Source organism: Flavobacterium macacae (assembly GCF_003865365.1).
GTDB lineage: Bacteria > Bacteroidota > Bacteroidia > Flavobacteriales > Flavobacteriaceae > Flavobacterium > Flavobacterium macacae.
Genome location: NZ_RQVR01000005.1, coordinates 16,784 through 35,239, shown reverse-complemented (window position 1 = coordinate 35,239; position 18,456 = coordinate 16,784). Strand labels below are relative to the sequence as shown.

Here is an 18,456-nt window from a genome sequence, read left to right as displayed (position 1 = left end):
TTCAGAATGAACCAACTTGAATTTGTAAATCTTACCAATCCGTTTAAGGATAAATTGTTTCGCCTTGCCAAGCGTTTGCTGGTAAGTACGGAAGAAGCAGAAGATGCAACGCAGGAGGTTTTGGTTAAACTATGGGATAAAAAACAAGGGTTGGATAAATATAATAATGTGGAAGCTTTTGCGATGACGATGACCAAAAATTATTGTTTGGACCAATTGAAATCAAAAAGAGCCAGCAATTTGCAAATCGTCCACAATAATTTTACAGACCGAACGCCTTTGATGCAACAACAGCTTGAAGATTCTGACAGTTTAAGTTGGGTGGAAAAAATAATAAATGAGTTGCCAGAACAGCAACGATTGATCGTTCAGTTCAGGGATGTCGAACAGTATGAATTTGAAGAAATTGCCAAAATGATGGAGATGAATGAAACCGCAGTGCGAGTTGCGCTTTCAAGAGCAAGGAAGACAATTAGAGAATTTATGACAAAAACACACAATTATGGAATTGGATAGAATAGAAAATTTACTAGAAAAATACTTTGAAGGAGAAACCTCGATTGCTGAAGAAAAAGAACTAAAAGTTTATTTTTCATCTGGAGATGTTGCGCAGCATCTGGAACAATACAAAGCAATATTTGGCTATTTCTCTGAAGCAAAAGAACAAAAGTTTGGGCAAAAGGTTCCACTAAAAACTACGAAGCGAAATGTGGCGTGGTTATCAATTGCGGCTTCTGTTGTTGTTTTGCTGGGGATGTTTACATTTTACAATTATAATATGAATCAAAATCAAGATTTAGGAACGTATGATGATCCTCAAAAAGCGTTTGAAGAAACGCAAAGAGCCTTGAATCTGTTATCAAAAAATGTGAATGTCGGCGTTCAAAGTATGGAATATGTTAATGAGTACCAAGAATCAAAAGAATTAATTTTTAAAAATTAGAAAAAATGACAAAATTTATAGTTACCATAGTTTTAGTGTTAGTTCCAACCTTATTTTTCGGGCAAAATGCTTTTGATAAATTTGAAGGAAGAGAAGATATTACCTCCATTTCAGTGAACAAGAGAACCTTTGAAATGTTAGGCGATATTAAATCAGAAGGAAAAGAAAAGAAAGATAAGGATATTTCAAAATATCTTGAAATGGCTGACAAAATCGATAATTTAAAAGTATTGACGACTTCCAGTATCAAAGCTACGGCAGAATTGAAAAGCACGTTTGAATCGTATAGAAAATCGGCTAATTTAGAACAATTGATGAAAGTAAATGATGAAGGAAAAAACATCCAGATTTATGTCAAAAACGGAAAAAAATCTTCTGACGTAAAAGAATTTTTAATCTTTGTGGAAGGTGGCGATAAAATAGGCGACGAAACGGTTTTGGTTTCCTTGGTAGGAGATATTGATTTGAATAAAATTATGAATAAATAAACGCACGAAAAAAAAGAAAAAGAAAATGAAAAAGATTTTAGCAATACTCGTTTTGACTTTAATGCCGTCTTTGTTTTTTGGACAAACTGCTTTTGACAAGTATGATGGAGAAGAAGGCGTGACGGCAGTTGTCATTGGAAAAAAGATGTTTGAAATGATGGGAAATGTCAAGTCAAACGACAAAGAGGCACAGCAATATATGAATTTGGTCAAGAAACTGGAAAGCCTGAAAGTTTTCGTGACTTCAAGTCCAAAGATCACGGCTGATATGAAAGTTACGTCTGCAAAATATTTAAAAACGGCGGCGCTTGAAGAATTGATGCGTGTCAACGATGGCGGAAAAAACATCAAGATTTATGTGAAATCTGGAGCAAGTTCTACCAAAGTCAAAGAACTTTTGATGTTCATTGAAGGCGGAGGCAAAGACGAAACGGTTTTGATGTCATTGACTGGAAATTTTGATTTGAATGAAATTTCAATGTTGACAGACAAAATGAATATTCCGGGTGGTGACGCATTAAAAAAAGGAACAAAAGGAAAAAAATAAGCACTTATGAAAAAGATATCATTATTTACAGCCTTCTTCAGTTTAATGTTGCTGGGCTGTAATTCAGAACCTACGCTTCAAAAATACTTTGTAGAAAGTACCGAATCAAATGATTTCATTGCTGTCGATTTGAGCACAAATATTTTGAAATTGGAACAAACCAAGCTTTCTGCCGAAGAAGATAAAGCCTTAAAAACGATTGAAAAAATGAACATTTTGGCTTTTAAAGCGGATGGTACAAATCAAGCAAAATTTGAATCAGAAAAAGCCAAACTGCAAACTATCTTGAAAGATAAAAAATACCAAGAATTGATGAAAGTCAGTTCAGGAAAAGAAGGTGGAGCGGTTTATTTCGTTGGAGAAGACAATGCCATTGACGAGTTTGTATTGTATGCAAATAAAAAAGAAGCTGGCTTTGCGGTCGTGCGGGTTTTGGGTGATAATATGGATCCCGCGTCAATAATGACAATGCTTTCCATCTTGAAAAAGTCAAATATTGATTTAGAGCAGTTGAAACCGTTGCAGGCAATGGTTCCGCAATAAATTTAGGTTGGTGTAGTTAAAAAAAAGCGTCTTGAAATATCGAGACGCTTTTTTGTTTTTATAAAAAGAGGATTGCTTAAAGTTGAGTATCTGCAGTGTTTTTATTTTTAGTAATTGTTTTGCTTTTAAAACTTTCCCTGAAATATTTAAAGGGAACGACTAACATTCCAAAACATTCGCCGTCTTCTTTTCCGGTGTGCTTGTGGTGCATTTTGTGTGCGCGCCTGACTGCTTTTGCGTAAGGATTATCAGCAGTTCTAAACATTTTAAAGCGCTGGTGTATGAAAATATCGTGAACCATAAAATACGCACAGCCGTAAGCAAAAATACCAAGACCGATAGCCAAGCCAATTTCAAGAACGTCATAACGCCAAGCAAGAAAAAATCCAATACTGATTACGGCATAAATGATAAAAAAAGCATCGTTTCTTTCAAACCAAGAATCGTGGTCTTTTTTGTGATGGTCTGCGTGAAAATGCCACATAAAACCATGCATTATGTATTTGTGGCTAAACCAAGCCATAAATTCCATAAAAATAAACGTCAGGAAAAAGACCAAAATATGAATCCACATACTATTTTAAATTTATATAATATTTAATTTATAATTGAAATAACACTTCGCAAAAAGTCCAAATTTTTGATAATCAGGAACTCGAATTCTAGCGTTTTTAATTTCTGCAGAAGGCGTTTTCTTTAATTTCGAAAGCAATTTTTTGTAATAAACATAAGCGGTATAAACGCCAAATTTAGCTTCCAACGGAAGTTCTAGAATTCCTGCATAACCTGCTTCAAAATCCGCCTCAATTTCTGCAATAATTTGCTGTTTTGAAATTTCGTCTAATTGATTCAAGTTCGTATTCGGGAAATAAGTACGGCTCAAGCCTTCAAAATCAGCTTTCAAATCTCTTAAAAAGTTTACTTTCTGAAATGCAGAACCCAGTTTCATCGCTCCATTTTTAAGCGCTTCGTATTTTTTATCGTCACCTTTGACAAATACTTTCAAACACATCAGGCCCACTACATCAGCAGAGCCATAAATATATTCTTGGTATTCTTCGGTAGTTTTATATTCGTTTTTTACAAGATCAAGCTTCATGCTTTTCAAAAAAGCGTCAACCAATTCCAGCGGAATGTCATACTTTCTGACCGTATGCTGAAACGAATTTAAAATTGGGTTTAAGCTGATCTTATTTTCCAATGCTCTATAAAAATCTTGCTTAAAAAGTTCGAATAAATTTTCTTTGTCATAGTCGTGAAAGCTGTCCACAATTTCGTCTGCAAAACGCACAAAACCATAGATGTTGTAAATGTCTTGGCGAATGCTTGGCGCCAGCATTTTTACAGCAGAAGAAAATGAAGTGCTGTAGGACTTGGTCACATTGCGACTGCATTCGTAAGAGATGGTGTCAAAAATAGCTTTCATTAGTGGTAGTTTGAAAATGACAATGTTTTAGTATGATTTATTCTTTTTGATCAGCTCAGCAACCAATTTCCCAGAGATTAGAGCTGGCGGAACTCCGGGGCCAGGAACGGTCAATTGACCTGTAAAATATAAATTTTTGACCTTATTGCTTTTCAATTTTGGCCTTAAAAAAGCCGTCTGAAAAAGCGTATTTGCCAAACCATATGCATTTCCTTTATAAGAATTATAATCTTTGATAAAGTCTTTGACACAAAATGATTCTTTAAATATAACATTATTTTTTAAATCTTGCCCGGTTAAATTTTCAAAACGAGTCATAATGATTTCAAAATATTTCTCTCTTATTTCAGGTGTGTCTTCAATTCCAGGAGCAATCGGAATCAAGAAAATACCGGCTTCTTTTCCTTCTGGAGCACAATTCAAATCTGTTTTTGAAGGAAAACTGGCGTAAAATAATGGTTCTTCAGGCCATTTTGGATCATCATAAATCGCTTCTGCATGAATATCAAAATCTACATCAAAAAACAGCGAATGATGTTCTACATTTTTTACTTTTTTATCAAAACCGACATAAAATAGGAGCGAAGAAGGAGCAAATGTTTTGCTTTCCCAATATTTTTCTGAATACATACGGTACTTTTGATCAAGTAAAGTTTCCGTATGATGGTAATCGGCGCCGCTTAAAATAAGGTCCGCTTGTACAATTTTTCCGTTGACAACAAGACCTTCGGCTTTGCCATTATAGACACTGATTTTATCAATATTTGAGTTGGTGTTAATTTTTACGCCCAATTCCAAAGCTAATTTTTCCAAAGCTAAAATCACAGAATACATTCCGTTTTTCGGATGCCAGGTGCCCATTCCAAAATCAGCATAATTCATAAAACTGTAAAATGACGGCGTGTCAGAAGGTTTTGCACCCAAAAACAATACCGGAAATTCTAAAATTTGAATTAGTTTTTTATTCTTGAATTTGCTTTTGACGTCTTTTGAAATTGTTCCGAAAAATTTGTTGATTTTCTTAGCCGTTTCTAAAGTAATCAGTTCTAAAGGAGAAACTCCAGGTCTGTAAACCAAGTCTTTTATGGCAATGTCATAATTGCTTTTGGCCACGGCCATAAATTTTTTTAAAGCGACTGAACTTCCTTTTTCAATGCTTTCAAATGTGTTTGCAATTTCTTCTAAATTATCTGAAATCGTCACAAATTCATTGATTCCAAAATAGACCTGATAGGCTGGGGAAAGTTTTTTAAGTTCGTAATAATCAGAAGGTTTTTTGTCAAAATCTGCAAAAAACCGTTCAAAAACATCAGGCATCCAATACCAGGTTGGGCCAATATCAAAGGTAAATCCGTCTCGTTTTAATTGTCGTGCTCGTCCGCCAATGGTTTGGTTTTTTTCGTAAATCGTAACTGTGTGTCCCTGTTTTGCCAAATAACACGCCGCTGAAAGCGAAGAAAAACCGGAACCTATTATTTTTATGTCTTTTTTCATCTGTTTAACAAATATAGGAAAAAGATAAACAAAATTCTTGTTTTAAGAAAAATTTAGATTTTGTTTAATACTTCTTGGAACGTTGGGAAAATGGTGATTCTATCATCTTGATTTTCAGGGTTTATGTATTTTGTCATTTTTCCTAAAATCCACAATTGAGAAGAATCAGCCGTTAAAATTTCGTTTTGAAATTTCTGGACATAAGAGTCTGTTTCGTCCAATTCAGGGTAAACCGTCCAATACGATAAAAAGATGGTGTTTTCAAAGTACTGTGAAAAGTCCTTCAAATTGTCCATCGGAATAGATTGTCCAAGGTAAATGGTTTTATAGCCTCGTGATAATATTTCATAGTTGAGGTAAATTAGTGCCAATTCATGAATTTCATTAGAAGGAAGATACAGCACAAAAACTTTTTCGTCATTTGTAGGCTCTTGAAGCTGTAATTTTTCAATATTGCTCAAGAGCTTCTGGCGAATCAGATAAGAAATGAAATGTTCGTGGGAAGGCGTGATGGTGCCAATCTGCCAAAGCATTCCGATTTCATTCAATAAAGGGATAAAAATTTCATTAAAAACAACGCTGAATGATTTTTCGGCAAGCAAGGAATTATAAGTAGTTAAAAAAAGATGCTGGTCAAAGTTCATCATCGCCATTTTAAACGCATTTAAGGCATGATTGTTGGCGCTTTTTTCAGAAATAATGCCTTTGACTAATTGCGGTATTTTTTCGGGCGGAAACTTAGATATTTTAGAAATTTTATATCCATGGCTATGGAGAAGCGTAATGTTCAACAGCTTTTGCAGGTTTTCGATATCATAAAGCCTTATGTTGGTGTCAGTTCGCATCGGCTCTAAGATATTGTATCTTTTCTCCCAGATCCTAATGGTGTGCGCTTTGATTCCTGAAAGGTTTTCTAAGTCCTTGATGCTAAAAACACTTTTGATACTGTTCATTGTTTTTTAAAATTTCTTAAACAAAAGTAGTGAATTTATCTTAAACGAGAAGATAAGGGCCAACTTAATTAGAAAAAATGGTAAAAAAAAAGCGCTCAAGTAAACTTGGCGCCTTTTTGCTTTTAAAGAATTTATTCGTGACCACGGTGGGATTGACTTTGTCCTTCCCAAAAAAGCTCCGCTTTGAAAATCCTTTACAATAAAAAAGCGCTCAAGTAAACTTGGCGCCTTTTTGCTTTTAAAGAATTTATTCGTGACCACGGTGGGATTGACTTCGTCCTTCCCAAAAAAGCTCCGCTTTGAAAATCCTTTACAATAAAAAAGCGCTCAAGTAAACTTGGCGCCTTTTTGCTTTTAAAGAATTTATTCGTGACCACGGTGGGATTTGAACCCACACGCCCTTTCGAGCACCACCCCCTCAAGATGGCAAGTCTACCGTTTCTCCACGTGGCCTAAAATGAAAAAAAGTTATCTACCAAGGCAAATAACTTTCTTTTCTTGTGACCCGACTGGGGCTCGAACCCAGGACCCCATCATTAAAAGTGATGTGCTCTACCAACTGAGCTATCGAGTCATTGCTTCAAGGAAAAGTTTTTAAATGACTGGTCATTTTGTGACCCGACTGGGGCTCGAACCCAGGACCCCATCATTAAAAGTGATGTGCTCTACCAACTGAGCTATCGAGTCATTTTCTTTCCTTGAATGCGGGTGCAAATATAAGGCGTTATTATTTATTTTTGCAAGTAAAATTGCTTTAAATTTGTCTTTTTTTTTAATTATCTCTTAACACCTTAATTTTTAAGGATTTATTTCAATGACAAAAATTGTATTATTAGGTTATATGGGTTCCGGAAAGTCAACAATTGCACAATCGTTGTCTGAAAAAACGAAAATCAAGGTTCTGGATTTGGATAAAATTATCGAAAATCGCACTAATTTGTCGATCAAAACTATTTTTGACACCAAAGGAGAACTTTATTTTAGAAAATTAGAACATGAAATTTTTAAAGAATTGATGGCTTCTGACGAGAAATTGATCATCAGTTTGGGCGGAGGAACTCCTTGTTATGCCAATAATCATCAAATGCTGAAGGGAGAAAACGTGGCTTCCTTTTATTTGAAAGGTTCTATTGAGACACTTTATGGGAGGTTGATTTCGATAAAAGAAAACCGTCCGTTGATTGCGGAACAAAGTGAAGAAGATATGAAAGAATATATTGCAAAACATCTTTTTGACCGCAGTTTTTACTACAACCAGGCTACGCATAAGATTTCCATAGATGATAAATCAGTGGGAGAGGTGGTAAATGATATAGTGGATAAGCTAGCTTAAATAAGCGTAATTGTCGTCTTTCTCAAAAACCACCTGAACGTGTTCTTGAAGCGAAGTGGATAAAGAGATTCCTTTAAAATCAGCTTTTACAGGATATTTTTTGTGATTTCTGTCTACCAAAACAGCCGTTTTGAATTTCTTTAAGGGAACATCAAGGAAAAATCGGATTCCGTAAGCCAAAACAGTTCCTGAATTTAGGACATCATCGACCAAAACCAGCCCTTTGTTTTCATATTGGCTTTTATCTAATGAAGTCGTGATTTCTTTACTCGGATTATTTTTGTCAATATGAACTTCGCACAACGAAACTTTTAATTCAGAAATAGCAGAAAGCATAGTGGCAATTTTTTCAGCAAAAACATAACCGCTTTTTGAAATTCCGGCGATGACCACTTCTTCTTCCTCTACAAAGGTTTCGTAGATTTGATAAGCGATTCTTCTGGTTTTGTGCTCTATTTCTTGATTGTTAAGAATGATATTTTTGCTCATTGTGCTAATTTTTACCAAAGATAAAAAACTGTTTTATTTTATATGGAATTATTCTGAATCTTCTTCTTTAATATCAGAACCAAAATCTTCGAGATCACGGCGGTCTTTTTTGGTAGGCCGCCCTTCACCGTGTTTTCGATAATGTTCTTTTGAAAGTTTTAATAATTCTAAATGCTCAAATGATTCGGCCGGAGTTTCGTCCTTTCTATACATGTCAACCAATTTTGCGCCCACACGATTATCTGGAATGTCTAAGACCGTAACTATATAGGTAATTTGGTCTTTCCTGAAAGTTATTTTATCTGTCGGGAAAACTTCCTTAGAAGGTTTTGCCACTTGGCCATTCACGGTAATATGATTCTTTTTACACGCTTCGGTAACCATATTGCGGGTTTTATAATAGCGAACGCACCATAAGTATTTATCTACTCTCATACTAAAACTGAAAATCTACGTTAATTTATTTACAAAAATAAATCAAAATTGTATCTTGCGCCTCTAAAATCTATGAATAATGAACAGAATTAAGTTTCTTTTGCTAACAATAATTTCAAGTACTCTCTTTTTTAGTTGTAAAAAAGATGATGATAATGTTTCAATAGCACCGCCAAGAGACCGTGCCACTCAGTATTCCACTGATATTGCTTCGATTGAAGATTATTTAAAAGAACATTATTTGACGGTTACTACAGATGCAAATGGAAATCCTGTTCCTACTATTACAAAGATTGAGGAAGGTGGTACTGAAGTTTCAATCTGGGATCAAGAAGAATACCCATTGCAAAGCAAAATTGTTAAAAATGATGCAAGAGTGAATGTGGCTCTAGATGGTATTGGTACAAGAATTGAAGATCCAGTTGATTACAAAATTTATTATTTGAAAATTAGAGAAGGTGTTGGTGAATCTCCAACAAAGATGGATTCTACATTTGTAACATATAAAGGGCACTTGATCGCTGACGGTGTGGAATTTGATAACAGACCAAATCCGGTTTGGTTTATTTTGGATCAACTTGTTTCTGGTTGGGGGCATATTGTACCAGAATTCAAAACAGGAAATGCTGCTGATGATCCTGCAAACCCTGGAAATACTGCTTTTACAGATTATGGTGTTGCGGTTATGTTTATTCCTTCTGGTTTAGGATATTACAATTCCTCTTCTCCGGGAGTTCCAGCCTATTCTTGTTTGGCTTTTACAGTTAATTTACACGCATTACAATATAGAGATAACGATCGTGATGGAATTTTATCAAAGGATGAAGATTTGAACGGAAACGGTGATTTTTATGACGATGATACAGATGGAGATGGAGTTCCTAATTTTATTGATATCGATGATGATGGAGACGGAGTGACTACAAAAGTTGAAACGTCAGATTCTTTTGGAAATAAATATCCTTTTGATTTGATTCCGAATTGTCAAGGAACAACAGGTGGTTTGAAAAAACACTTGGATCCTAGTTGTCAATAAATTAAGTGAAGTTGATATAAAAAAATCCCGTTCTGTTAAGAACGGGATTTTTTATTTATAGTAATAAGAGCTTATTTTCTTTTGATTACTTTTTCTACAGCTTCCACAATTGCTTGGTTGTTCAACTTGTATTTTTCCATTAATTGCGCTGGAGTTCCTGATTCACCAAAGCTATCATTTACGGCAACAAACTCTTGTGGAGCTGGATGATTCAATGCTAAAACTCTAGCAACGCTTTCTCCTAAACCTCCTAAAATATTGTGTTCTTCCGCTGTAACGATGCATTTTGTCTTCGCCAAAGATTTCAAGATTGCCTCTTCGTCTAAAGGTTTGATGGTGTGGATATTGATTACTTCTGCAGAAATTCCTTTTGCTTCTAAAGCTTCTGCGGCAACCAATGCTTCCCAAACCAAATGTCCGGTTGCAACGATAGTTACGTCAGTTCCTTCGTTTAACAAAATGGCTTTTCCGATTTCAAAAGTTCCGTTTTCTGGAGTGAAATTTGGAACAGACGGACGTCCGAAACGCAAGTAAACGGGTCCGTGATGGTCAGCAATTGCCATGGTAGCCGCTTTGGTTTGGTTGTAATCGCACGTGTTGATTACTGTCATTCCCGGCAACATTTTCATCAAACCGATGTCTTCCAAGATTTGGTGTGTTGCACCATCTTCTCCCAAAGTCAATCCCGCGTGAGAAGCACAGATTTTTACGTTTTTATCAGAATATGCAATTGACTGACGGATTTGGTCATATACTCTTCCGGTAGAAAAGTTAGCGAAAGTTCCGGTAAAAGGTATTTTTCCGCCGATTGTCATACCTGCAGCTATTCCGATCATGTTTGCTTCTGCAATTCCGATCTGGAAGAAACGCTCTGGGTGGTTTTTCTTGAAATCGTCCATTTTCAAGGACCCGATCAAGTCTGCACAAAGTGCCACCACGTTTTCATTCTTTTGACCTAATTCAGTCAATCCCGCTCCAAAACCCGAACGGGTATCTTTATTTCCTGTATTTGTGTATTTTTTCATTTATTTAGTAGTATTGATTATTGAGATATCAGTATCGAGAATTGATGCGGATTTTAAAATCTCACATCTCAATTCTCACATCTCAATTCTAAATTAATAATCGCTTTCGCCTTCGCAGTAATTTTGAGTCAAAGCATTTGCCAACTGATCGTCATTTGGCGCTTTTCCATGCCAAGCGTGGCTGTACATCATATAATCCACTCCGTTACCCATCTCCGTGTGAAGTAAAATACAAACTGGTTTTCCTTTTCCTGTTCTTGATTTTGCTTCAGTCAATCCCGCAATTACAGCTTCAATGTCGTTTCCTTTTTCAATTTCTAAAACATCCCAGCCAAAAGCTTCAAACTTAGCCCTGATGCTTCCCATGTGCAACACTTCGTCCGTTGGCCCGTCGATTTGTTTTCCGTTCAAGTCAATCGTTGCAATGTAATTGTCCACTTTATAAGCGGCTGCATACATCATTGCTTCCCAATTTTGGCCTTCTTGCAATTCCCCATCTCCGTGAAGGCTGTACACCAAATGAGAATCATTATTCATTTTTTTTGTCAATGCGGCACCGATTGCCACAGACATGCCCTGACCTAAAGATCCAGAAGCCATGCGGATTCCTGGCAAACCTTCGTGCGTGGTCGGGTGGCCTTGAAGCCTAGAATTTAATAAACGGAAAGTTGCCAATTCAGCTACCGGAAAGTAACCGCTTCTTGCCAAAACGCTGTAAAAAAGAGGAGAAATATGTCCGTTTGAAAGGAAGAATAAATCTTCATCTTTTCCGTCCATATCAAAACCCGGCTTTCTGTCCATTACATTTTGATAAAGCGCTACAAGAAATTCAGTACAGCCAAGGGAACCACCTGGATGTCCAGAATTTACGGCGTGAACCATTCGAAGAATGTCTCTTCGCACTTGAATAGTTAAGTTGTTTAATTGTTGTGTGTTAGGTTTCATTTTATAGGATAAAGTTAAACTAGCGCAAAGATAATCAGATATTTCGATTTTGAGGGATTGGATTTTTAGATTTTCATAAAGTTTTGAAGAGTTTTGTTTTGATAGAATATATAAAATGTCCAGATTTAATAGAAGCGAATCACAATCTTAACCCAAATTCCCAAAAAGCTATTAATGATAGTTTACCTTTAAGAAAAAGTAAAAAAATGTCAGATAAAAACAAGAAAGAATTTGGAGTTTGGATGGATTCGCATCAAGCGATAATAGTCGGAAGAAATGTTGAAAGCGGTGAGTTTGTGGTTTTAGGCCAAGTAGATAACGCTGGACCCGAAGGTAATTCTAATGAAAATGCAGCAAACAACCATGAAATAATGCTTACGCAGAAATTTTTCAAAGAAATAGCCAGCCTAATGCCCAATGTGGATGCTATTCACGTTTCTGGGACCGGACAAATTCAAGAGCAATTCATTAAATTTTTAGCAGAAACACCGCAATATAAGAATGCGGTTTCTACAGAAAGTACTTCAAATAAAATGAGTGATGAAAATTTTGTTGCCTATCATTGCTTCTGAATCAAAGTTTGGATTCTTAAAATACGACCGATTTTTCAAAGACGTAAATATTGGTGAAACCATGAAAGTAAGATTTCAAAGTGGCAGTAATGAAGGTATGCACCAACTCTATACAGCCAAGAAAATAAATGACGATAACTTTAAAAAACAATTTCTAAAAGAAGTGGATGGCAATGTGCGAATTCAATCTGGAAAGCCATTTGGTTTTTTAAATGATATATTTATTCATCCATCGTTAGTAACTAAATTGAAATTAGAAGATGGAATGAAATTTAGAGGCAATGCCATGAAATCTTATAATAGAGAAAAAAAAATATGGAGTTGGAAAATGATTTATAATTAGAACTATTAAAATCACACCAAAGAAAGAATTATTAATAAAATTCCAAGCAGAAATAATCGATGTTACTTTGATAAAAGTAGAGTTCAAATTTTAGAATAAACAGATAAATATGGGAAATATTATAGCATCTAAATCTAAATCTTGTGGCTTTTCAAATGAGTTTAGCTTCGGAGGTGGAAGATATAGTTATCAGACATATTGTCCAGTTCCTGCAATTAATAAGGAAACCTTAGAATTTGAAAATATAAATTATTTAGAACACAAGAATACAAATAAGTATCTATTCTATTCTGATGATATTTTAAAAGGAAATAATTACGATAATAACATAATAAATAATTTTGATTTAAAATTAAATACGGTCAATAATTATTGTCCTAATTGTAAGGAAAAAGCATTTGCGTTCCACATAACTATGTTTGTTGATTAAATAAAGGAATTATTTCATTCACCTGCACAAAATCACTCTTAGTCCAAGTATTCCTATCATCAATTCTATGTTTACTTGATTTCGCTAAATTTATACTCTACATCATCTTTCTTGTTTAATGAAAAGATGAGCGCTTTAAAAATTAATTCTTCTATAAATTTCTGAAATACGTTTCTATAATCATTTATCGCGTTTTTTATTTTATTAATTTATCTAACACTAATAAATTTGAAGAAATATAAAAATATGTACTCACAACTTCCAGCAACAATATCATCTTCTAATCAAATTGCTAGGATAGGAAAACTTCTTGAAAGTAAAGAAAAGGTTGAGTATGACTACAGATATTTTATATAATGACAAAGAAATGAAGAGTTATACTTAATCGCTATTTACATTCAAAATTTTCAAATCACCAATAAAATGGTTTGAAAATTGTTCAGGTAGGGCTACTAGAAGTTGTGGTTTGATTAAAGATTAGAAACACGATATTTTGTGCCGTTGTCTGCTGTTCGTCGTTTGTGATGACTGTTGAGGTTAAGAAACATTCCAATTGGAAGATGATTTTTCATGCAAATAATTACCGAAGCATTATTTTCAATTAAAAGATTTATTGCTGGAAGACTGATGTAAATTTCGGGATTGTCTAATACGATAATTCCAATAACTTCAACAGGAATCGTACTTTGCCTAATTTCTGATTCAATAAACAATTGCCAATTTTAGTTGTAATTGAACTTCTGCTTTCAATAAGAATGGATTTCTCTATCATAGCGAATTTGTTTTCGCAATTTATTAGAAATCAATAAAGTATAGTTACGGTTTTCCACATAATTGAATTTTTTATTCTAAAATATTATCAAGAATAAGAAATAACAAATTCAATTAAAGCAATAAGAAACATGCTTCTCTTAAAGCACAATAAATATTTTAAACTTCAAGGTGGAATAATTACATAATTGTTAGTTATTTGCCCAAATCTATCTCAATTGAATGTAAAAATCAAGTTTAAAGTACAATTATTTTCCCTTAAAATTATTCAATTTCTTCATACTCAAAATAATCACCAATAAAAACACAACAATCAGCAAGACTCCAACGCCCACGACGATTGTTTCATTAAAATCAGTGCTGTCATTCGCTTTTTTTGTAGTCAAATAAATCCCGAGGGCGATGAAAATTACAGAAAGTACAATGTTTCTTTTTAACTTCGACTGTGATTTATTAATTTCTGGAGTTGTCATAATTTCTGGTTTTAGGTTCACTTAAAGTTACCAAATCAAAATCCTAATTTCCTTAAACTCATGATAAAATTGGAAAAATCTCTGATTATTTTAAAACTTTGAGAATTGCTTCTTGCAAAATAGGTTCCATCACTTTATAACCAGCAAGCGTTGGGTGAACGCCATCATTTGTATATTTTTTATCCAAACCTTTTTGGGAATCCACCATTTTTGGATAATAATTCACGAAAGCAATATTGTTGTCAAGACAATATTTTTCTAACATTGCATTTAACTTAATTACTTTTTCAGCGGGTTCCATTCCTTTTTTCCAAGGAAAATCATTGGCAGGCAAAACCGATGAAAGGATCACTCTGATGTTATTTGCCTTTGCCAATTCTACCATAGAAACGATGTTTCCAAAAATATCCTGCAATTCAATCGGGCCATTATTTTGGGCAATATCATTGATTCCGGCCAAGATTACTACCAGTTTTGGCTTCAACGCAATCACATCAGGACGAAAACGAACTACCATCTGCGAAGTCGTCTGGCCACCGATTCCACGATTGATATACTTATTTTTCAAAAAGAAATCGGGATCATGGGTTTTCCAACCTTCAGTAATTGAATTTCCCATAAAAACGACACGATTTTCATCTTTTGACGGAATTTGCAAACTTTTATTTTCTTCAGCATATCTTGAAATATTGGCCCAATCTGTTTTCATTTCTTGGCTAAAAGTAGTTATCGATAAAAGCAAGAATACTAAAATGCTCGTCTTTTTCATCTGTTTTGTTTCTAATTGATAAATGTACTGCCTTTTTAAACTTTAAAAAAATGACTTATTAAATTGTAATTTATCTGTCAAAATAAAAAAGAAGGCAAAAAGGAATAGAATTTAAGAGGTATTTTGAGTGATAAATTGCTTCAACTTGCACAATTTCAAATCGATGTTAAATTAAATCATAAATCACAATTCATAAATCTTAAATAAATTATCTTTGCCACCATTCCGAAACTTCGGAAGTGATAAAAAGAACAGCATGAAATTTGAATTATTACATACAGATCCTGCAACACAAGCACGAGCTGGGAAAATTACAACAGATCACGGCGTTATTGAAACCCCAATTTTTATGCCTGTGGGCACTGTTGCTTCTGTGAAAGGCGTGCATCAAAGAGAATTGAAGGAAGAAATTAATCCGGATATCATCTTAGGAAATACCTATCATTTATACCTTCGTCCGCAGACTCAAATCTTGGAAAAGGCGGGAGGCTTGCATAAATTTATGAATTGGGACCGAAACATCCTGACAGATTCTGGCGGCTATCAAGTGTATTCGCTTTCTTCAAACCGAAAAATTAAAGAAGAAGGCGTAAAGTTCAAGTCACATATTGACGGTTCTTACCACGTTTTTACGCCAGAAAATGTAATGGAAATCCAACGCACCATTGGCGCCGATATCATTATGGCTTTTGACGAATGTACGCCTTATCCGTGCGATTATCGTTATGCACAGCGCTCGATGCACATGACGCACCGCTGGTTAGACCGATGTATCAATCATTTGGATAAATTGCCTTATAAATATGGCTATGAGCAAACTTTTTTCCCGATTGTCCAAGGGAGCACCTATAAAGATCTGCGCCAGCAATCGGCTGAATATATTGCCAATGCAGGCGCTCAAGGAAATGCAATCGGCGGCCTTTCTGTTGGGGAACCTGCAGAAGAAATGTATGCAATGACTGAAGTGGTAACTGCAATCTTGCCAAAAGACAAACCGAGATATTTAATGGGAGTTGGAACTCCGATAAATATTCTTGAAAATATTGCGTTGGGAATTGATATGTTTGACTGCGTAATGCCAACCAGAAACGCCCGAAACGGAATGCTTTTTACCGCGCACGGAACCATCAATATCAAGAATAAAAAGTGGGAAGATGATTTTTCTCCAATTGATGAAATGGCACATACTTTTGTGGATACTGAATATTCAAAAGCGTATCTGCGCCACCTTTTTGCAGCCAACGAATACCTTGGAAAACAAATTGCCACAATCCACAATCTTGGGTTTTATATGTGGTTGGTTCGTGAAGCAAGAAAACATATCTTAGCCGGAGATTTTCGTGCTTGGAAGGAAATGATGGTGAAACAGATGGACAAAAGACTTTAAGATTCAAATGAAGATAATTGACAAATATTTATTAAAGAGATATTTAGCTACGTTTTTCGTGATGCTTTTTTTGTTCATTCCCATAGGGATTGTCATTGACGTATCTGAAAAAATCAACAAGATTTTGGCAAACAAAGTTCCGTTTGCTGATGTTGCTCTGTATTATCTGCATTTTACCATTTACTTTGCCAATCTTCTATTTCCGATTTTCTTGTTTTTATCGGTCATTTGGTTTACCTCAAAATTGGCCAATAACACCGAAATTATCGCCATCTTAAGTTCTGGAATTTCGTTCACTCGTTTTTTACGGCCTTATTTAATTGGAGCTACAATCATTTCCGTTTTTGCCTTGCTTATGGGATTTTTTATTGTTCCAAAAGCCAGTCAAGGATTTAATGATTTTAGGTACAAGTACTTGAAAAGCAATAAACAAACTCGGGAAACAAGCAATGTTTACAGAGAAATTAATCCGGGAGAATTTATTTATGTGAGTAATTATGTAGATAATTCGAAAACGGCATTTGATTTTTCTCTGAAGAAATTTAAAAATGAGAAATTAGATTTTGTGATAAGTGCCAATAGAATTAAGTACAATCCAAAAGATAGCACTTATACTTTGTATAATTATTCAAAGAGAAAAGTGGGAGAATTGGATGATATTTTACTGACAGAAAAGAAAAAAGATACGGTTTTTAATTTCGAATTTGAAGATTTGACGCCTGTTATTTATATCGCAGAGACATTGACTGTTGGCGAGCTAAATGAATTTATTGAGAAAGAAAATGGCAGGGGATCTTCCAATATTGATACGTATTTAGTGGTTTTGTATCGAAAATACAGCTTGCCAGTTTCTGCTTTTATTTTGACAATTATTGCTGTTGCTGTTTCTTCTATGAAAAGAAGAGGAGGAATGGGAATGAACCTTGCCATTGGTATCGGGCTTGCTTTTACCTTTATTTTCTTTGATAAAATTTTCGGAACATTAGCTGAAAAATCTAGTATTCCTCCATTATTGGCAGTTTGGCTTCCAAATATAGTATTCGGAATCTTGGCTGTTTATTTACTTCGCAATGCAAAAAGATAATCCAAATTTAAAGAGTTACCTCAATCTTCATATAATTGTTTTTATTTGGGGATTTACGGCCATATTAGGCGAATTGATTACGGTTAAAGAAGAAGCTGTGGTGTGGTATAGGATGGGTCTGGCTGGACTTTTTATGCTTCTTTATGTATTAATTACAAAAAAGCCTTGGCGGCTTCCTTTTAAATCCTTTACCCATTTAATTGGGGTAGGTTTGTTGATCGCGCTCCACTGGATTTTCTTTTTTAAGGCAATCAATGTTTCTAATGTTTCCATCACCTTGGCTGTTTTTTCTACCGGTGCTTTTTTTGCGTCGATATTAGAACCGCTTTTTTTTAATAGAAAAATGCTTTGGTACGAAGTATTTTTTGGTTTGATAATTATCGGTGGCCTGTTGATGATCATGCAAGTCGAAACGCAGTATATTTTAGGGATGGCTTATGCGCTGTTTTCTGTTTTTCTGGGGGTTTTATTTACTCTTTTTAATGGGAAATTGATTCAAAAGTATGACCCTTCTGTAATTACGCTGTATGAGTTTTTAGCCGGTGCCGCTTTTGTCACTGTGTTTTTGCTGTTTGATCGCAAGTTTACTCCCGAGTTTTTTGACGTTTCTGCAAGAGATTGGGGACTTTTGATTGTTTTAGCATCGCTCTGCACCGCTTACGCATTTACGGCTTCTGTGAATGTGATGAAAAAATTGTCGCCTTATACCGTTATGCTAACTACCAACATGGAACCTGTTTACGGGATCATTTTAGCCTATTTTATTTTAGGCGATAAAGAACAAATGAGCCCTGGATTTTATATTGGCGCATTGATTATATTGGCAACCGTACTCTTAAACGGAGTTTTAAAAAACTACAAAAAGCCAAAAGAAATCATTAAAAAGGAATCCATTTAAAGCTTAGAAAACCTATATTGTTGTAGGTTTTGTCAGGGATATTTAATTTCCTTACGCCTGTATTTTTTAGCT

At 34.8% G+C, this 18,456-nt stretch carries 24 protein-coding genes and 3 tRNA genes; 13 read left to right on the top strand and 14 right to left on the bottom strand.

What is annotated here, in order from left to right:
* Positions 1-6 precede the first annotated feature (6 nt).
* Genes EG849_RS05750 through EG849_RS05730 form a run of 5 tightly spaced genes read left to right on the top strand, consistent with a single transcriptional unit; the run spans position 7 to position 2,521 of the window.
* On the top strand, positions 7-516 hold the full coding sequence (locus EG849_RS05750; protein ID WP_125012126.1) for an RNA polymerase sigma factor: 510 nt from the start codon (positions 7-9) through the stop codon (positions 514-516).
* The gene (locus tag EG849_RS05745; RefSeq protein WP_125012125.1) at positions 503-943 is read left to right on the top strand and encodes a hypothetical protein; all 441 of its coding nucleotides are present in this window, start codon (positions 503-505) and stop codon (positions 941-943) included. Before EG849_RS05750 ends, EG849_RS05745 begins: the two co-directional genes overlap by 14 nt.
* A 5-nt stretch (positions 944-948) precedes the next feature.
* The gene (locus EG849_RS05740; protein ID WP_125012124.1) at positions 949-1,431 is read left to right on the top strand and encodes a DUF4252 domain-containing protein; all 483 of its coding nucleotides are present in this window, start codon (positions 949-951) and stop codon (positions 1,429-1,431) included.
* A gap of 25 nt (positions 1,432-1,456) precedes the next feature.
* Positions 1,457-1,978, top strand: a complete 522-nt coding sequence (locus tag EG849_RS05735; protein WP_125012123.1) for a DUF4252 domain-containing protein — start codon at positions 1,457-1,459, stop codon at positions 1,976-1,978.
* A gap of 6 nt (positions 1,979-1,984) precedes the next feature.
* Positions 1,985-2,521: a DUF4252 domain-containing protein gene (locus EG849_RS05730; protein WP_125012122.1), complete on the top strand. Its 537-nt coding sequence runs from the start codon at positions 1,985-1,987 to the stop codon at positions 2,519-2,521.
* 76 nt (positions 2,522-2,597) lie between these two features.
* Here the strand turns inward: EG849_RS05730 and EG849_RS05725 are convergent, their stop codons facing one another.
* The 7 genes from EG849_RS05725 to EG849_RS05695 form a co-directional block, all read right to left on the bottom strand.
* Positions 2,598-3,095, bottom strand: a complete 498-nt coding sequence (locus EG849_RS05725) for a sterol desaturase family protein (protein WP_125012121.1) — start codon at positions 3,093-3,095, stop codon at positions 2,598-2,600.
* A 12-nt stretch (positions 3,096-3,107) separates the two neighbouring features.
* Complete coding sequence (locus EG849_RS05720) at positions 3,108-3,947, bottom strand: phytoene/squalene synthase family protein (protein ID WP_125012120.1); 840 nt, start codon at positions 3,945-3,947, stop codon at positions 3,108-3,110.
* A gap of 27 nt (positions 3,948-3,974) precedes the next feature.
* A complete protein-coding gene (locus tag EG849_RS05715) occupies positions 3,975-5,441 on the bottom strand; it encodes a phytoene desaturase family protein (RefSeq protein ID WP_125012119.1) in 1,467 nt (488 codons plus the stop codon).
* A 53-nt stretch (positions 5,442-5,494) separates the two neighbouring features.
* Complete coding sequence (locus tag EG849_RS05710; protein WP_125012118.1) at positions 5,495-6,394, bottom strand: MerR family transcriptional regulator; 900 nt, start codon at positions 6,392-6,394, stop codon at positions 5,495-5,497.
* Between the two features lie 370 nt (positions 6,395-6,764).
* Positions 6,765-6,847: transfer RNA gene (locus tag EG849_RS05705), tRNA-Leu, on the bottom strand.
* A 48-nt stretch (positions 6,848-6,895) separates the two neighbouring features.
* Positions 6,896-6,968: transfer RNA gene (locus tag EG849_RS05700), tRNA-Lys, on the bottom strand.
* Positions 6,969-7,008: 40 nt separating this feature from the next.
* Positions 7,009-7,081, bottom strand: a tRNA-Lys gene (locus EG849_RS05695).
* 127 nt (positions 7,082-7,208) lie between these two features.
* Between EG849_RS05695 and EG849_RS05690 the strand changes: the two genes are divergently transcribed.
* Positions 7,209-7,727 carry a shikimate kinase gene (locus EG849_RS05690; RefSeq protein ID WP_125012117.1) on the top strand — a complete coding sequence of 173 codons (519 nt, stop codon included), beginning with the start codon at positions 7,209-7,211 and terminating at the stop codon, positions 7,725-7,727.
* On the opposite strand, the gene EG849_RS05685 is transcribed toward EG849_RS05690, so the two are convergent.
* Both EG849_RS05685 and EG849_RS05680 read right to left on the bottom strand, forming a co-directional pair.
* Positions 7,719-8,216 carry a phosphoribosyltransferase family protein gene (locus EG849_RS05685; protein WP_125012116.1) on the bottom strand — a complete coding sequence of 166 codons (498 nt, stop codon included), beginning with the start codon at positions 8,214-8,216 and terminating at the stop codon, positions 7,719-7,721. The genes EG849_RS05690 and EG849_RS05685 overlap by 9 nt on opposite strands.
* Before the next feature lie 48 nt (positions 8,217-8,264).
* Complete coding sequence (locus EG849_RS05680; RefSeq protein ID WP_125012115.1) at positions 8,265-8,651, bottom strand: RNA-binding S4 domain-containing protein; 387 nt, start codon at positions 8,649-8,651, stop codon at positions 8,265-8,267.
* A 79-nt stretch (positions 8,652-8,730) separates the two neighbouring features.
* On the opposite strand from EG849_RS05680, the gene EG849_RS05675 reads away from it, so the two are divergent.
* Positions 8,731-9,687: an FKBP-type peptidyl-prolyl cis-trans isomerase gene (locus tag EG849_RS05675; RefSeq protein WP_125012114.1), complete on the top strand. Its 957-nt coding sequence runs from the start codon at positions 8,731-8,733 to the stop codon at positions 9,685-9,687.
* 71 nt (positions 9,688-9,758) lie between these two features.
* Here EG849_RS05675 and EG849_RS05670 read toward each other — a convergent pair whose 3' ends face one another.
* Together EG849_RS05670 and EG849_RS05665 are read right to left on the bottom strand one after the other, a co-directional pair.
* Positions 9,759-10,712 (bottom strand): transketolase family protein, encoded by a 954-nt coding sequence (locus EG849_RS05670; protein ID WP_125012113.1) that lies wholly within the window; start codon positions 10,710-10,712, stop codon positions 9,759-9,761.
* A 93-nt stretch (positions 10,713-10,805) separates the two neighbouring features.
* Complete coding sequence (locus EG849_RS05665; protein WP_125012112.1) at positions 10,806-11,657, bottom strand: transketolase; 852 nt, start codon at positions 11,655-11,657, stop codon at positions 10,806-10,808.
* A 206-nt stretch (positions 11,658-11,863) separates the two neighbouring features.
* Between EG849_RS05665 and EG849_RS05660 the strand changes: the two genes are divergently transcribed.
* The 3 genes from EG849_RS05660 (at position 11,864) to EG849_RS05650 (ending at position 13,002) form a co-directional block, all read left to right on the top strand.
* On the top strand, positions 11,864-12,229 hold the full coding sequence (locus EG849_RS05660; protein ID WP_125012111.1) for a hypothetical protein: 366 nt from the start codon (positions 11,864-11,866) through the stop codon (positions 12,227-12,229).
* The gene (locus EG849_RS05655; protein ID WP_394336486.1) at positions 12,198-12,572 is read left to right on the top strand and encodes a hypothetical protein; all 375 of its coding nucleotides are present in this window, start codon (positions 12,198-12,200) and stop codon (positions 12,570-12,572) included. Before EG849_RS05660 ends, EG849_RS05655 begins: the two co-directional genes overlap by 32 nt.
* A 109-nt stretch (positions 12,573-12,681) precedes the next feature.
* Positions 12,682-13,002, top strand: coding sequence for a hypothetical protein (locus tag EG849_RS05650; RefSeq protein ID WP_125012109.1), 321 nt, complete (start codon positions 12,682-12,684; stop codon positions 13,000-13,002).
* 470 nt (positions 13,003-13,472) lie between these two features.
* On the opposite strand, the gene EG849_RS05645 is transcribed toward EG849_RS05650, so the two are convergent.
* The 3 genes from EG849_RS05645 to EG849_RS05635 all read right to left on the bottom strand — a co-directional run bounded on the left by EG849_RS05645 (position 13,473) and on the right by EG849_RS05635 (position 15,015).
* Positions 13,473-13,715 carry a CRISPR-associated endonuclease Cas1 gene (locus tag EG849_RS05645; RefSeq protein ID WP_125012108.1) on the bottom strand — a complete coding sequence of 81 codons (243 nt, stop codon included), beginning with the start codon at positions 13,713-13,715 and terminating at the stop codon, positions 13,473-13,475.
* A gap of 306 nt (positions 13,716-14,021) precedes the next feature.
* Positions 14,022-14,246, bottom strand: a complete 225-nt coding sequence (locus EG849_RS05640) for a hypothetical protein (RefSeq protein WP_125012107.1) — start codon at positions 14,244-14,246, stop codon at positions 14,022-14,024.
* 85 nt (positions 14,247-14,331) lie between these two features.
* Positions 14,332-15,015 (bottom strand): SGNH/GDSL hydrolase family protein, encoded by a 684-nt coding sequence (locus EG849_RS05635; protein ID WP_125012106.1) that lies wholly within the window; start codon positions 15,013-15,015, stop codon positions 14,332-14,334.
* 256 nt (positions 15,016-15,271) lie between these two features.
* Between EG849_RS05635 and tgt the strand changes: the two genes are divergently transcribed.
* From tgt to EG849_RS05620, 3 genes are read left to right on the top strand one after another with little or no spacing between them, the layout of a single operon-like run.
* Positions 15,272-16,402: a tRNA guanosine(34) transglycosylase Tgt gene (tgt, locus tag EG849_RS05630; RefSeq protein WP_125012105.1), complete on the top strand. Its 1,131-nt coding sequence runs from the start codon at positions 15,272-15,274 to the stop codon at positions 16,400-16,402.
* A gap of 7 nt (positions 16,403-16,409) precedes the next feature.
* Positions 16,410-17,486 (top strand): LptF/LptG family permease, encoded by a 1,077-nt coding sequence (locus tag EG849_RS05625; RefSeq protein WP_125012104.1) that lies wholly within the window; start codon positions 16,410-16,412, stop codon positions 17,484-17,486.
* Entirely contained in the window at positions 17,473-18,384 is a 912-nt protein-coding gene (locus EG849_RS05620; RefSeq protein ID WP_125012103.1) for a DMT family transporter, read from the top strand. The genes EG849_RS05625 and EG849_RS05620 overlap by 14 nt, the downstream gene beginning before the upstream one ends.
* Positions 18,385-18,456 lie beyond the last annotated feature (72 nt).